This window comes from Cognatishimia activa (assembly GCF_017798205.1).
Lineage (GTDB): Bacteria > Pseudomonadota > Alphaproteobacteria > Rhodobacterales > Rhodobacteraceae > Cognatishimia > Cognatishimia activa_A.
Genome location: NZ_CP060010.1, coordinates 623,836 through 637,631, shown reverse-complemented (window position 1 = coordinate 637,631; position 13,796 = coordinate 623,836). Strand labels below are relative to the sequence as shown.

The window sequence follows — 13,796 nt, the reverse complement described above, 5'->3', positions numbered from 1 at the left end:
GTGGGCGCTTATGCCGGAAAGCCACTTATGACACCTATGAAATTAAGCCGGACCGGCGCGTATGTCGTCGCAGTCCTTTCTCTTGCTTTGGCCTTTGTTATTATCTACATGCCATCGCCTTTGTTCCCATTTCTGTCCGACAACGACACCTACAAAGCTTTAGGTTGGGAGCGACGTGGCGACGGCGCTTGGAATGATTTCATCGGGTGGTGGCGAGGCCAGCTGCGCGGGTTCAACCGCACTCTGCTGGATCCTGCATTCATTCGTCCGTTCTTCGTCGGTGTGGCTGGGATTATCAGTATTCTTACTGTTGAACCCTGGCGGACAGACACCAGAGAACGTGAAATCGCCGCAAAGGCCTTTAATGCGGTCCTGATCGCTCTGCTTCTGTTTTCGCTTTGGATTTTGGGTCGCAAGCTGAGCCTTGGATCTGATATCTTGTTCTTGCCTGAACCCCTTGATGTCATTGGTGCGTTCTGCGGCGTTGCGGTCATTGCTGAAATGGTCAGGCGTTTGGCGGGCTGGCTGATGTTCGGCTTTGTGATCATTGCGGTGATCTACATGAAATTCGGTGCGCCCGAGGGTGTGTTTTATCCAACATCGCCCAAAACCTGGGAGCTGATGGCCATGAATTTCTGGCTAGAGACCACGGGTGCGATGGGCTTTGCGCTGTCGATCATGATCAACAACGTTTTCATCTTTATTCTGTTCGGGGTGATCATTCAGGCAACCGGTGCAGCCGAAGCCATCCTGAAAATTGCCATCGCCACAACGCGAAGATTTCGCGGCGGTCCGGCGCATGCTGCGATCGTGTCCTCTGCGATGTTTGGCACTTTCTCTGGGTCCGCGGCCGCCAATGTGGTTGGCACGGGGACCTTTACGATCCCGTTGATCAAGTCGCGGGGCTTTTCACCACGCTTTTCCGGAGGCATCGAGGCCGCTGCATCAACAGGTGGGCAAATCACACCGCCTGTTATGGGCGCCGCGGCATTCTATCTGGCAGAGCAAGCACAAGTTCCCTACAGCCAAGTGGCGATTGCGGTGCTCATTCCGGCGCTGTTTTATTTTGCAAGCCTGTTCCTTGCTGTGGAACTGCAAGCCCGCAAGCGCGGTATTGAACCTCTTCCTTTAGAAACAGACACACGACTAACACGCAGCGACTGGATTAAATCCCTGGCATTCTTTGCTCCTTTGGCTGCAATCATCTACTGTCTATCCGCGGGTTACTCGGTGAACCGTGCTGGGTTCTGGGCGGTGGCGATGACGCTTTTGTTCGGCCTGCTGAACAAAGAGTTCAGAAGCAAGCCAAGCGTCGTGTTCGAGAAAATGCGCGAAGGCGGCGTCGCAGTGGCGCAGCTGCTTGTGATCGTTGCTGGCCTTGGTGTGTTCATCGGCGTAGTCGAAGGCACGGGTCTTGGCCCAAAGATCGGGACTGACCTTGCCTTGCTGGTGCAAGACAGTGTGGTGGTCGCCTTGTTGCTGACGATGATTGCGTCTCTGGTGCTGTCGATGGGGATGCCAACGCTTCCGGCCTATGCCACGATCATCACGATCATGGGTATCTTCCTGACGCAATTGGCGGGGACGGACACGCCTGTTTTGGCAGTACACCTGTTCGTTCTGTACTTCGGCGTCTTGTCGCCCGTAACGCCTCCAGTCGCCTTGGCAGCTTATGCCGCCGCGCCGATCGCAGGATCGCATCCGTTCCAGACGGGTGTCACGGCCCTCAGACTGTGTTTTGTCGCCTTCGTCATCCCCTATGCGTTCTTCTTCAATCCGCAATTGCTGATTGGTCAGGTAGAGTTCTCGTGGCCTCTGTTCGCACTCGCAATGTTCAAGCTTGGTATGGCGGTGTTCACGCTGACCACAGCGACGACCGGCTACTACAGACGCGACCTGGGACGGCTTGAACGTGCTGCGATCCTGGTCCTTTCGATCGCGCTTGTTGCACCAGATGTCGAAATTTGGGGAACAGCCTGCGTCGGCCTGATCGGATTGATGGCTTGGATCACACTTGGCTCAAATAGAAAGGTCTCGGCATGAGTGAAACATTCCTATTCGTGCATGGCGCCTGGCATGGTGGCTGGTGTTGGAAGGATACCGAAAAAGCGCTGAGAGAGTTAGGGCATGAAACACATGCCCCGACACTTTCGGGCCTCGGAGAGCTCAGCCATCTTGCGCATCCAGACATCACGCCTGACAGCCATGTCGAGGATATCCTGGCTGTCATTAAATGGCGTGAATTGGATAACATCGTTCTGGTCGGGCATTCCTATGGGGGCCTGATTGTGACTGGCGTGGCCTCCAAAGTGCCAGAGAAAATCAAGAGCCTCGTTTACCTTGACGCCTTCGCCCCAGAAGTGAGCGGGAAGTCGATTTTTGCGGATGCAAACCCAGAACGCATGGCCGCGTTTGAGGCGGAAGCTGCAAACGGTAACTTCCTCGTAGAACCAGACCTGTTTGATGCTTGGACGGACGATCCTGTCAAAAAAGAATGGCTGAAATCGATGTGCACACCGCATCCTATCGGTAGTTTCCGTTTTGGTGTCACGCTGTCAGGTCGCCAATCCGAGGTGGAAAGGCGCCATTATATTGTGTGTTCCCGCAATTCGCCTTCGCCGTTTCAAAACGAATATCAACGGGTGAAAGCGCAACCTGGATGGCAGACCCAAGAAATTGCGGCAAAGCACGACGCGATGGTCGAAGCTCCGCAGGTCTTGGCGACAATGCTTCACAAAATCGCAAAAGAGGAGATCGACGCATGAGCAAAGGGCTAGTGGTCATTCTCTCGGATGAGCATCGCATTGACGCTATGGGCTGCGTTGGACACCCGTTTGTGCGGACGCCGAACCTTGATGCATTGGCAAAGAAAGGGACGGTCTTTACCGACGCCTATACGCCATCCCCTATCTGCGTTCCTACACGCGCGGCCTTTGCGACGGGTAAACACGTCCATCAGACCGGCTATTGGGACAACTCCATGCCGTATCTGGGCACGCCTGACAGTTGGGGTCATGTTCTGCAGCGCGGTGGTGTACAGGTCGAATCCATAGGCAAACTCCATTATCGCGACCCGTCTGACCCCGTGGGTTTTGACAAAATACATATTCCTATGATGGTCAAAGATGGCGTTGGCATGGTGTTTGCGTCCGTGCGCCGCGAAGAACATCGCATCAGCCCAGAAGGCCGGATGCTTGGCGACTATATCGGCCCAGGCGAAAGCAGCTACACGCGCTATGACGAAGCGGTCGTCGCCCGGACAGAGCAATGGTTCCAAGAAAAGTCACAAGAAGAAGGCGATCATGATTGGTGCCTCTATGTTGGGCTGGTGGCACCGCATTTCCCTCTGGTTTGCCCAGAGCCGTTTTTCTCTCGATATCGAGAAATGGATCTCCCAGAGCCGAAGCTCCTTCCAAGAGATGGATATGTGCGCCACCCCTGGATCGAAAAGCAGAACGCCTTTCAGGACAGCGAAGAGCTGTTCAAATCGCCAGAAGAGCGCAAAGACGCGATTGCTGCCTACTGGGGCCTGTGCGAATGGCTCGATCACAACATCGGTCGCGTTCTGACGGCGCTGTCTGAAAGTGGCTTGGAGGCAGATGTGATCTATGCGTCGGATCACGGGGACAACACCGGGGCACGCGGCCTGTGGGGCAAGTCCAACATGTACCGAGAGGCGGTCGGCATCCCGCTTATCGCGTCCGTCGACGGCATTCCAAAAGGCACATGTGACACGCCTGTGTCTTTGCTTGATATAGCCGAGACAATTCCACGGTATTTTGGCCTTGAATGGGACGGAGATAGACCAGGTCGCCCGTTGCAGGACATCGCGTCTGAGCCGGCGGATTTAGAGCGTGAAGTCATTTCTCAGTATCACGCGATTGGCGCCGTTTCCGGCAGCTATATGCTTCGAAAAGGCAAATGGAAGTATATCGAGTACGCAGGGTTTGACCCGGAATTATTCGATCTGGAAAATGACCCAGAAGAGACGGTGAATGTTGCGCAAGACAGGCCTGATGTATGCGCAATGCTTGCCAAAACTCTGCGCGAACATGTCGTGCCCGAGGTCGTCGAAGTCGAAGCATTCGCCGGCCAAGATCGCCTGATCGAGAGCTTTGGCGGTATGGAAGCCGCACTCAAAATTGGTGGAAAAGGCGCGACGCCGCCCCCCAAGAGTTAGTCCCGCTTTGCGAACTCGAACGCTTTCTTCGGATTTGGCGTAACTTTTAAGACGAAAAGAAAATTCTAATGAACCACTGGATCGTCATCTTCAAAGATCAACCTCAGATGTTGGAAGTTCGAAAGCAGCTCTTTTCGGATCATGTGGCATATCTGACCGGCCAGAGCGACATTTTTGTCGATGGTGCATCACTTGCCGAAAGTGAGTCTTCTGACCCACAGGGTGGCATATGGATCGTTAAGGCCAACGATAGAGATCACATCGTGACCCTGATTGAGAACGACCCAATGTATCGCAAAGACCTCCGTGAATATCAGATTTTCGCGACGTGTAAAAAGTTCTCGATGAATGATTGATTTGGATGGTTCGCATCGGGGCGACATCAGTCCGAACAATTGCTGGGAAAGCTGACTTTCCAATGGGATCGGCAGCGTCTGGAGCGTGTTTGCAGTTGGCGTACTGTTAGCCACGTTCAATGCAAAGCTACGACTCCTCGCTGGCGAAATTATAGAGCTTCGGGCTTTGCCCCTGTTTGCGGGATTGCAGGCAATCCCTCCCAGTCACCCCGGGATATTTCCGGCAAGAGAAAGATCAGAGGATCCCGATTTCAACCAAAGCGCTGGCGAGTTCGGCAGGTAGTGGTTCTTCCTGATCGCGCCCTTTCGGGAGATCCATGGGGGAGTCCTCGGGCTTGAGGTAGCGCCAGCCTTGGAAGGGGCGTTTGAGGGTGGATTGCGTGCGGATGAGTTCGGGATCCAGCACGATGGCGCAGCGGCGGATGCCGTCTGATCCGATGACCTCGTCAAACCGCAGGATCTTTTGGCGGGCTTGGATGGAGCCCTTTATGACCCAATAGATTGAGCCGCCGTTGAGTACCTCTGCCTCGCGCTTGGGCCACATGCGGGTGACGTGGCGGGGCAGGCTGTCGGGGCGCTCAGCGGCGCGCATGGTCTGCCAGACGGCGAGCGAGTCAACGGAATCGGTGCCGACCGAGAGCTTGACGAGATTCACGAATTTAGTCACAGGATGTCCACAGATTCTTCCACGACAAATTAACGCAAAGGCCGCGAAGGTCAAATCGGCAATCGTATATAAGTTTGCTTTATATGGTATTGCTGTTGGGTTATTGCACAATATGTAGTATGTTTGTGGTTGCGTAGCCCCGCGACTCTCTCTACGCTGGATAACCTATCAAAATCGCTGTTGCCGGGGTAATATTTAACCCTGCCTCTATACAAGGATATCGCTGATGAGCCGTTTTGCCGCCCCTATCGCCGAGAGCATTTGGGATATGAAATATCGCTTTAAAGAAGCGGACGGCACGCCGATTGATCAGACGGTTGAGGACAGCTGGCGTCGGATTGCGCGCGATCTGGCGAAGGTGGAAAAGGATCCAAGCGCCTGGGAAGACAAGTTCTATGCCGCTTTGGAGGATTTCAAATATTTGCCAGCGGGTCGCATCACAGCGGGGGCTGGCACTGCTCGGCAAGTGACGCTGTTTAACTGTTTCGTTATGGGCACGGTGCCAGATAGCATGTCGGGTATTTTCGATATGCTGAAAGAAGCAGCCCTCACGATGCAGCAGGGCGGCGGCATTGGCTATGATTTCTCGACCATTCGGCCGCGCGGCGCGGATGTGAAAGGCGTGGCGGCGGATGCCTCTGGGCCTTTGTCGTTCATGGATGTCTGGGACGCCATGTGCCGCACGATTATGTCGGCGGGTAGCCGTCGCGGTGCGATGATGGCGACGATGCGCTGTGACCATCCCGACGTGGAGCAGTTCATTACGGCGAAATCAGATCCCGCACGCCTGCGCATGTTCAATATGTCGGTGCTGGTGACGGATGCCTTTATGGAAGCGGTGAAAGCCGACGGCCCATGGGAGCTGAAGTTCGGCGGCAAGGTGTATCAAACCGTCAATGCGCGCGATCTGTGGAATAAGATCATGCAGAACACCTATGATCAGGCCGAGCCGGGCGTGATCTTTATCGACCGTATCAATCAGGCCAACAACCTGAACTATTGCGAGACGATTGCGGCGACGAACCCTTGTGGCGAGCAACCTCTGCCGCCCTATGGCGCGTGTTTGTTGGGGTCAATTAACCTCGCGCGGTTGGTCTATTACCCGTTCGAGGAAGGGGCGCATCTGTGTGAGACCGCTCTGACAGAGCTGGTGACGACTGCTGTGCGGATGATGGACAACGTGGTCGATGCCTCAAAATTCCCGCTGGATGCGCAGGCTCAGGAAGCGCAGGCCAAGCGGCGGATTGGTCTGGGTGTGACCGGCCTTGCGGATGCTCTGCTGATGCTGGGGCTGGAGTACGGCACCGAAGAGGCCGCCGCGCAGACCGAGGCTTGGATGAAGGCGATTGCCCACGCGTCCTACAAAGCCTCTGTGGATCTGGCGAAAGAGAAGGGGGCTTTCCCGCTTTTCGACAAGGACAAGTACGTCAACGGCGGTTTGGTGCAGCATCTGGACGAGGGCCTGAAGGCCGAGATCGCAGAGCATGGTATTCGCAACGCGCTGCTGACCTCAATCGCGCCGACGGGCACGATCAGCCTTTACGCGGGCAACGTTAGCTCGGGCATAGAGCCGGTCTTTGCCTATGCCTACACACGAAAAGTGCTGCAAAAGGACGGGTCCCGGACCGAAGAGGAGGTCGTGGACTACGCGGTGAAACTCTGGCGCGACAAGTTTGGCGATAAGGAACTGCCGAGCTATTTCGTGAACGCTCAGACGCTGGCGCCCGAGGCCCATGTGCGCATGCAGGCGGCGGCACAGAAATGGATCGATTCATCCATTTCCAAGACCATCAATTGCCCAGAGGACATCAGCTTTGATGCCTTCAAAGACGTCTATATGCAGGCCTGGGATACGGGCTGTAAGGGCTGTACAACCTACCGTCCAAATGACATCACCGGATCGGTCCTGACCGTCAGCGAAAGCGAAGACAAGGCACCGGGCGAAAGCCCCGCCGATCACGTCGCCGACACGGGCGAAGTCATCTATATGTCCGAGCCGCTGGAACGTCCGCAAAGCCTTGAGGGCGCGACCTATAAGCTCAAGTGGCACGATAGCGAGCACGCGATCTATCTGACCATCAATGATGTGGTCATGGGCGGGCATCGTCGGCCGTTTGAGATCTTCATCAACTCCAAGAACATGGAGCATTACGCCTGGACGCTGGCGCTGACGCGGATGATCTCGGCCGTGTTCCGTCGTGGTGGGGATGTGTCTTTCGTGGTCGAGGAACTCAAGGCTGTGTTTGACCCGCGTGGTGGGTCCTGGATGGAAGGGAAATATATTCCGTCCATTCTGGCGGCCATCGGGGGCGTGATCGAGAAACACATGGTGGCCACAGGCTTTATCGAAGGCGAGGGCATGGGGCTGAAGACGGACCCAAAGGCAGAAGTGGTGGCCGTGGGCGAAACGCCCCGTGGCAAGGCCTGTCCGAGCTGTGGTGACTATAGTCTCAACATGGTCGAAGGCTGCATGACCTGCACGAGCTGCGGTTATAGCAAGTGTGGCTAAGCGCAGCTGATGTCTTGTTGTCCGTCCTCTGGACGTGAACCCAGCGAGGCGCCTTCGGTACCCATCGAAGGCGCGCGACGTGTGGCCGAGGATGCGGTGAAAATCCCGGGGGGTAAGGCTCTGGTCGGGACCCGCGAGGCCTTTATTCCTCTGGATTGTGAGAGCCCTCTGCGCCAGCAGCGTCTGGCTCCGTTTTTGATGGGGGCGACAACGGTCACGAATGCGCAGTTTGCAGAGTTCATCGCGGCCACCGGCTATGTCACCGAGGCCGAGCGTTTTGGGTGGTCTTATGTATTTTGGGCGCAGGTGCCCGAGAGCGTGGGCGCGACGCGGGCTGTCGTGAATGTTCAATGGTGGCGGCGTGTCGAGGGCGCTGTTTGGAACACGCCCAATGGGCCGGGCACCGAAGACGCGGCATTGCCGGACCATCCTGTTGTGCAGCTATCCTGGAATGACGCCAAGGCCTATGCCGACTGGGTCGGAGGCCGATTGCCCACGGAAGCCGAGTGGGAACATGCGGCGCGCGGAGGGCTTGGGGATGTGCGCTTTCCGTGGGGGGATCAAGATCCCAATGACAGCGATTTCACGCCCTGCAATATCTGGCAGGGGCAGTTTCCTGACATGAACACAGCGCGAGATGGCTATCGCACGACGGCCCCCGCGCGGTCGTTTGAACCCAATGGCTATGGGCTTTTCAATATGGCGGGAAATGTCTGGGAATGGACATCAGAACCGTTTCGCCTGCGCTCGATGAAGCGCGAGATCAAAGCGCGGCAGGCCGAGATCAAAGGGTATAAACTCTTAAAGGGTGGCTCTTTTCTGTGCCACAAGAGCTATTGCTACCGGTATAGGATCGCGGCCCGCTCAGGGAATTCGCCTGATAGCACCACGACGCATCAAGGGTTACGCGTGGTCTGGGATCTCTGACACTGGATTCCCTGTGGTTTTTGCTTAAGTAAAAACCATGAGGATTTTTATCGCCAGTTTGCTTTGGATGACCACAAGTGCTGCGGCTATGGCCCAGGACTGCGTCGTGCTCTTGCATGGATTGGCGCGGACGGATGCGTCATTTACGGTCATGGAACTGGCGCTTGAGGCCGAGGGTTACCGGATTGTGAACCAACCCTATCCCTCCACCTCTGCCTCGATCAAGACACTCGCGAATACGACCTTACCCAAGGCATTTTCTGCATGTGGTGACGCGAAAACCCATGTGGTCACCCATTCCATGGGCGGCATTCTTCTGCGGGCCTGGCTGAGCGAGAACGATGAAGCGAGTCTTGGCCATGTGGTGATGCTTGGCCCGCCCAACCACGGGTCAGAAATCGTGGACACCTTCAGCGATTGGGCCATGTTTGAGTGGATCAACGGGCCTGCGGGACTGGAATTGGGCACCGATGGTGTGACCGGAGATCTGCCGGATGTTGCCTTTCCTTTGGGCGTGATCGCGGGGGATATCTCGCTTAACCCGGTCTATTCAGCGCTGGTTGAAGGCGATGACGACGGTAAGGTCTCGGTCAGTTCGACCAAGGTTGCGGGGATGACGGATCATATCGTCGTCCACACAAGCCATACGTTCATGATGAACAATCCGCTGGTGATTGCGCAGGTCAAAGCCTTTCTAAACAACGGACGGTTTGATCATTCCAAAACACTGGGCGAGGCGCTATTAGGCGCTCTTGATTAGAGTTGAGAGGCCGACATGAGTGTGAAACTTCGTCTGACCGGCGCCAAGGTTCTGGGGGCTGATGGCCTTGAGGCGCGCGATCTTGGCATCTGCGACGGTCTCTTGCAGAGCGATACAGATGCGCGTGATGTCGACCTGAGCGGCTATATGATTTGTCCGGCCTTTGTGGATATTCACGGTGACGGATTTGAACGTCATCTTGCACCGCGTCGCGGCGTGCTGAAGGATCTGGGGCAGGGGCTGGCCTCGACCGATGCAGAGCTTGCGTCCAATGGGATCGGGACGGCTGTTCTGGCGCAGTTTTTTAGCTGGGAAGGCGGCATGCGCGGCACCGACTTCGCGGCGCGGTTTCTGGCGGCGCATCGTGCGGCACAGATACTGACAGATACGCGCGTGCAACTGCGATTTGAGACGCATCTTTTGACGCAATACGAAGAGTTTGAAGCATTGGTTGCGGAATATACCGTGCCCTATGTGGTCTTCAACGATCACCTGCCCCATGCGGCCTTGGCTAAAGGCAAAAAGCCGCCGCGCTTGACGGGGCAGGCGTTGAAAAGCGGGCGCAGTCCCGAGGCCCACCTTGCCCTATTGAAAGATCTGCATGCGCAATCGGATGCAGTCACTGCCGCGCTGCCTGAGCTCGCCGCACGTCTTTCTGCGCGCGGGGTGCGCTTGGGTGCACATGACAATGAGACAGCAGAACAGGTGCAGGGTTTCCACGAGATGGGGGCGAGCATCGGTGAGTTTCCGGTCACCCGAGAGGCCGCTGAGGCGCATCGCGCGGTGGGGGCTCCGGTTATTCTGGGGTCTCCGAATGTCGTGCGGGGTGGGTCTCATTCCGGGCGCTTGTCGGCGGCGGAGCTGATCGCAGGTGGGCTTTGTGATGCTTTGGCCAGCGACTATCACTTTCCGGCGATGAAGCAGGCGGTGTTTCGATTGGTGGATGAGGGCGTGGCGTCGCTGGCGCAGGCCTGGGCTTTGGTGAGTTCGGGGCCTGCGAGGATTTTGGGCCTCACAGATCGCGGCGAGGTGGCCGAGGGGTTGCGGGCCGATCTGGTGATCCTGAACAAAGACACGCGCCAGATTGAGGCGACTTTGGTCGGGGGTAACATCACCTATATGGCCGGAGGCGCGGCGCAGAGATTTCTGGCCTAGCAGCGGGCGAAACGGTTGCGGTGCGGCGGGTCTGCCGTCGTCGCAAGTTGCGCCTTCGTTAGCCCCGCCGCTTTGAATTGTTGCGTTAGCCTGCAGGGGTGACGCGGTTCACGTGGCCCATCTTTCGGCCCGCTTTCACATCCGCTTTGCCGTAAAGATGCACGGCAACATGCGGCTCTTTCAGCAGGTCCGGCACGCGGTCCATGTCCTCGCCGATCAGGTTCTCCATCACCACGTCGTTGTGACGTTTGCCGTCACCCAAAGGCAGGCCGACCACAGCGCGGATATGTTGTTCGAACTGATCGACGGCGCAGCCATTCTGGGTCCAGTGGCCAGAGTTGTGCACGCGCGGGGCGATTTCATTGACGATGAGGCCGTCTTTGGTGACGAAGAGCTCGACACCCAGCACGCCGACGTAGTCCAGAGCATTCAGGATCTGACTTGCCATCAATACAGCATCCATACGCATGGAGCCGGGTAGACGGGCCGGGACCGTGGTGGTGCGCAGGATGCCGCCTTCGTGGACATTCTCGCCTGGATCAAAACAGGCGACTTCGCCCGTGGTGCCGCGCGCGGCGATCACCGAGACTTCGTGGCTGAAGGTCACAAAACCTTCCAGAACAGACGGCGCGCCCGCGACCTCTTCCATCGCGGCCGCCGGATCGCTGTCCTCAGACAGACGCACTTGACCTTTGCCATCATATCCAAAGCGGCGGGTTTTCAGGATCGAGGGGGTGCCGATCTCTGTCATCGCTTGGGCCAGATCCTCGGCGGTATCGATCTGTGCGTAGGGCGCGGTTTTCAGGCCCAGGCCGGTCAGGAAATCCTTTTCCGTGATGCGGTCCTGACTGACACGCAAAGCTTCACGACCCGGACGGATCGGGCGATGGGCCTCGAGGAGATCCAGCGCCGAGGTCGGGATATTTTCGAATTCATAGGTGATGACGTCGACCGCATCGGCAAAGGCCTTCAGCGCCGCTTCGTCCTCATAGGCCGCCGTCGTCACCTGATCCGCGACCTGACCCGCAGGCGGGTTCGCGCCGGGTTCAAAGATGTGGCTCTTGTAGCCGAGCCGAGATGCTGCGACCGAGAGCATACGCCCGAGTTGCCCTCCGCCCAGAATGCCAATGGTGCTGCCGATCGGAAGGGGGGTGCTCATTTTGAGGTCAGCCTTTCATACACATCATCAAGGGCGCGGGTGAGGGTCGCGTGGGTGCCCGCTTCTTGCAGCGCCTCCATCACCTGTCGGTTCAGAGACCCCGGCAGCGTCAGCCCATCCCGTTCCGCTTCAAGACTGCCCGTATCACGGGGCATCGCCATGAGGAAGCCCGAAACGAGCGTGCGGATATAGGCCTCAGAGACGTCGGCGTCGCCGATCTGTGATTTGGTCCAGTTGGCCACGGTGTTCAGAAGGTCCAATTGGCTCGCCATGAAGGCCGAAGCTGTGAGGATCGCATTGAGCCCGTCCTCTTGCGGCATCGGCAGGATCGTGTTGTCGGATCCAAAAAGCGCGGTGACGAGGCCCGCGTCGCCCCAAACAGGTAGCGGGCAGTCGCCTTTTTCGACAAAACCCAAAGGGATCGTGCGGGTGATGCTAGTGGCAGGGCTGCACAGGTTTTGCAGAGTGGCCTCGCTATGTTCCGCCATCACCGAAATGATTTGATGCTCGGCGCGGAAAGTCAGGTGGGACAAGATGTCCGGCGCGACGGCAGGGCGGAGACAGATAAATACGATCTCGCTGGCGTCCAGAACCTCTTGCGGCTCGAGCGCCTTCACGCCGTGGCTGGCGACAAGTCGCGACGAGACCTCTGTATTGCGTGTTGTGACGATAACCTCATGGCCCAAGGCCACCATCCGCCGCACCATAGGGGCTGCGATATGACCCGTGCCTATGAAGCCGATGCGGCTCACTTTTCCGGCTCATCCGCGATAGAGGCCGACAGATCGGCGCGCCACTGGTCCAGACGAGCCGCGAGCGCGTCGTCTTGCAACGCCAAAATGCCCGCTGCCATCAAGCCGCCATTCTTTGCCCCGGCTGCACCGATGGCCATGGTCGCAACGGGAAAGCCGCGCGGCATTTGCAGGATCGAATAGAGGCTATCGACGCCAGACAGCGCCTTGGTCTGCACCGGAATGCCGACAACAGGCACGCGGGTTTTGGACGCCATCATGCCCGGCAAATGCGCAGCGCCCCCGGCGCCTGCGATAATCACCTGAATCCCCCGATCCACGGCGGTTTTGCCATAGTCCCAAAGGCGATCCGGCGTGCGGTGGGCCGAGACGATCTTGGTTTCATAGGCCACGCCGAGTTCATCCAGAACATCTGCTGCTTCTTTCATGGTGGGCCAGTCTGATTGGCTGCCCATGATGATGCCCACTTTGATATCGGCCATTTGTGCCTCCGGTGATCAATGGAGCGCGCACTATACTCAGATGCGGCCTCTAGGCAATGATATCTGGGGTCAAACGGTCTTCGATATAGGCGATTTTGTCTTTCAAAAGCAGTTTCTTCTTTTTCAGACGCTTGATCGTCAGAACATCGCTGGTGCCGCGCTCGATCAGGGCCTCGATGGCCTCGTCCAGATCGCGGTGTTCCTGTTTGAAAACCTGGAGCTCGACGCGCAGAACCTCGTCTGTCTTCATCTCCAGTTTGTCTAGTCCGGTCATAAGGGGCTCATGTTATTGGCTTATCCCCAAGATACGCCTTTAGGCTGCATTAGCAAAGCCCTTGCACTTGGCGATTTTGATGCCCATATTTCTGAAGGAAGGGCTGCCTGAGAGGGGCCTGCAACCTAAGATCGTCGCTTCGCGTAAGGACATCACGATGAGCAAACTGACTTTGGGGTCCTATCCCCATATGCTGGGATTTGAACAGCTGGAGCGCCTAGTTGAGCGCACGGCCAAAGCCGAAAATGGCGGCTATCCCCCTTTTAACATTGAACAAACTTCGGATCACTCTTACCGCATCACACTGGCGGTTGCCGGTTTTGCCGAGGAAGATCTGAGCATCACGGTGGAGGATCGCCAATTGGTAATCCGCGGGCGGCAGCATGATGATGGTGCCAATCGCGTGTTCCTGCACCGAGGAATCGCTGCGCGTCAGTTCCAGCGTTCTTTCGTTTTGGCAGATGGTGTCGAAGTGGGCGAGGCGATCATGGAGAACGGGCTATTGCACGTCGACCTGACGCAGGCGCGGCCGGAAACCGTGGTTCAGACCATCAACATTAAGAAAGGGTGAGCAG

14 protein-coding genes are annotated in these 13,796 nt (G+C 57.1%); 9 read left to right on the top strand and 5 right to left on the bottom strand.

Annotated features, from left to right (window positions below):
• Positions 1-27 precede the first annotated feature (27 nt).
• The 4 genes from HZ995_RS03015 (at position 28) to HZ995_RS03000 (ending at position 4,536) form a co-directional block, all read left to right on the top strand.
• The gene (locus HZ995_RS03015) at positions 28-2,043 is read left to right on the top strand and encodes a TRAP transporter permease (RefSeq protein ID WP_209357205.1); all 2,016 of its coding nucleotides are present in this window, start codon (positions 28-30) and stop codon (positions 2,041-2,043) included.
• Positions 2,040-2,765: an alpha/beta fold hydrolase gene (locus tag HZ995_RS03010; RefSeq protein WP_209357204.1), complete on the top strand. Its 726-nt coding sequence runs from the start codon at positions 2,040-2,042 to the stop codon at positions 2,763-2,765. The genes HZ995_RS03015 and HZ995_RS03010 overlap by 4 nt, the downstream gene beginning before the upstream one ends.
• The gene (locus tag HZ995_RS03005) at positions 2,762-4,180 is read left to right on the top strand and encodes a sulfatase-like hydrolase/transferase (RefSeq protein ID WP_209357203.1); all 1,419 of its coding nucleotides are present in this window, start codon (positions 2,762-2,764) and stop codon (positions 4,178-4,180) included. The genes HZ995_RS03010 and HZ995_RS03005 overlap by 4 nt, the downstream gene beginning before the upstream one ends.
• A 68-nt stretch (positions 4,181-4,248) precedes the next feature.
• Positions 4,249-4,536, top strand: coding sequence for a YciI family protein (locus tag HZ995_RS03000; protein WP_209357202.1), 288 nt, complete (start codon positions 4,249-4,251; stop codon positions 4,534-4,536).
• A gap of 235 nt (positions 4,537-4,771) precedes the next feature.
• On the opposite strand, the gene HZ995_RS02995 is transcribed toward HZ995_RS03000, so the two are convergent.
• Positions 4,772-5,203, bottom strand: a complete 432-nt coding sequence (locus tag HZ995_RS02995; protein ID WP_209357201.1) for a DUF1489 family protein — start codon at positions 5,201-5,203, stop codon at positions 4,772-4,774.
• Positions 5,204-5,429: 226 nt separating this feature from the next.
• Here HZ995_RS02995 and HZ995_RS02990 point away from each other — a divergent pair, with 226 nt between their 5' ends.
• The 4 genes from HZ995_RS02990 to HZ995_RS02975 are packed head-to-tail and all read left to right on the top strand — an operon-like array spanning position 5,430 to position 10,554.
• Positions 5,430-7,712 (top strand): adenosylcobalamin-dependent ribonucleoside-diphosphate reductase, encoded by a 2,283-nt coding sequence (locus HZ995_RS02990; RefSeq protein WP_209357200.1) that lies wholly within the window; start codon positions 5,430-5,432, stop codon positions 7,710-7,712.
• Between the two features lie 9 nt (positions 7,713-7,721).
• Positions 7,722-8,639, top strand: coding sequence for a formylglycine-generating enzyme family protein (locus HZ995_RS02985; protein WP_209357199.1), 918 nt, complete (start codon positions 7,722-7,724; stop codon positions 8,637-8,639).
• Positions 8,640-8,676: 37 nt separating this feature from the next.
• Positions 8,677-9,399 carry an alpha/beta hydrolase gene (locus HZ995_RS02980; protein WP_209357198.1) on the top strand — a complete coding sequence of 241 codons (723 nt, stop codon included), beginning with the start codon at positions 8,677-8,679 and terminating at the stop codon, positions 9,397-9,399.
• A 15-nt stretch (positions 9,400-9,414) separates the two neighbouring features.
• The gene (locus HZ995_RS02975) at positions 9,415-10,554 is read left to right on the top strand and encodes an alpha-D-ribose 1-methylphosphonate 5-triphosphate diphosphatase (RefSeq protein WP_209357197.1); all 1,140 of its coding nucleotides are present in this window, start codon (positions 9,415-9,417) and stop codon (positions 10,552-10,554) included.
• Positions 10,555-10,639: 85 nt separating this feature from the next.
• Here the strand turns inward: HZ995_RS02975 and HZ995_RS02970 are convergent, their stop codons facing one another.
• From HZ995_RS02970 to HZ995_RS02955, 4 genes are read right to left on the bottom strand one after another with little or no spacing between them, the layout of a single operon-like run.
• Positions 10,640-11,713: a 5-(carboxyamino)imidazole ribonucleotide synthase gene (locus tag HZ995_RS02970; RefSeq protein ID WP_209357196.1), complete on the bottom strand. Its 1,074-nt coding sequence runs from the start codon at positions 11,711-11,713 to the stop codon at positions 10,640-10,642.
• On the bottom strand, positions 11,710-12,465 hold the full coding sequence (locus HZ995_RS02965) for an NAD(P)-binding domain-containing protein (RefSeq protein ID WP_209357195.1): 756 nt from the start codon (positions 12,463-12,465) through the stop codon (positions 11,710-11,712). Before HZ995_RS02965 ends, HZ995_RS02970 begins: the two co-directional genes overlap by 4 nt.
• Positions 12,462-12,947 carry a 5-(carboxyamino)imidazole ribonucleotide mutase gene (gene purE / locus HZ995_RS02960; RefSeq protein WP_209357194.1) on the bottom strand — a complete coding sequence of 162 codons (486 nt, stop codon included), beginning with the start codon at positions 12,945-12,947 and terminating at the stop codon, positions 12,462-12,464. The genes HZ995_RS02965 and purE overlap by 4 nt, the downstream gene beginning before the upstream one ends.
• Before the next feature lie 49 nt (positions 12,948-12,996).
• Positions 12,997-13,221, bottom strand: coding sequence for a YdcH family protein (locus HZ995_RS02955; RefSeq protein ID WP_209357193.1), 225 nt, complete (start codon positions 13,219-13,221; stop codon positions 12,997-12,999).
• 157 nt (positions 13,222-13,378) lie between these two features.
• On the opposite strand from HZ995_RS02955, the gene HZ995_RS02950 reads away from it, so the two are divergent.
• On the top strand, positions 13,379-13,792 hold the full coding sequence (locus HZ995_RS02950; protein ID WP_209357192.1) for an Hsp20 family protein: 414 nt from the start codon (positions 13,379-13,381) through the stop codon (positions 13,790-13,792).
• The last annotated feature ends 4 nt before the right edge of the window (positions 13,793-13,796 follow it).

Coding starts and splice junctions, on each gene's coding strand:
- HZ995_RS03015 (WP_209357205.1), top strand. CDS start 28: ATGACACCTATGAAATTAAGCCGGACCGGCGCGTATGTCGTCGCAGTC.
- HZ995_RS03010 (WP_209357204.1), top strand. CDS start 2,040: ATGAGTGAAACATTCCTATTCGTGCATGGCGCCTGGCATGGTGGCTGG.
- HZ995_RS03005 (WP_209357203.1), top strand. CDS start 2,762: ATGAGCAAAGGGCTAGTGGTCATTCTCTCGGATGAGCATCGCATTGAC.
- HZ995_RS03000 (WP_209357202.1), top strand. CDS start 4,249: ATGAACCACTGGATCGTCATCTTCAAAGATCAACCTCAGATGTTGGAA.
- HZ995_RS02990 (WP_209357200.1), top strand. CDS start 5,430: ATGAGCCGTTTTGCCGCCCCTATCGCCGAGAGCATTTGGGATATGAAA.
- HZ995_RS02985 (WP_209357199.1), top strand. CDS start 7,722: ATGTCTTGTTGTCCGTCCTCTGGACGTGAACCCAGCGAGGCGCCTTCG.
- HZ995_RS02980 (WP_209357198.1), top strand. CDS start 8,677: ATGAGGATTTTTATCGCCAGTTTGCTTTGGATGACCACAAGTGCTGCG.
- HZ995_RS02975 (WP_209357197.1), top strand. CDS start 9,415: ATGAGTGTGAAACTTCGTCTGACCGGCGCCAAGGTTCTGGGGGCTGAT.
- HZ995_RS02970 (WP_209357196.1), bottom strand. CDS start 11,713: ATGAGCACCCCCCTTCCGATCGGCAGCACCATTGGCATTCTGGGCGGA.
- purE (WP_209357194.1), bottom strand. CDS start 12,947: ATGGCCGATATCAAAGTGGGCATCATCATGGGCAGCCAATCAGACTGG.
- HZ995_RS02955 (WP_209357193.1), bottom strand. CDS start 13,221: ATGACCGGACTAGACAAACTGGAGATGAAGACAGACGAGGTTCTGCGC.
- HZ995_RS02950 (WP_209357192.1), top strand. CDS start 13,379: ATGAGCAAACTGACTTTGGGGTCCTATCCCCATATGCTGGGATTTGAA.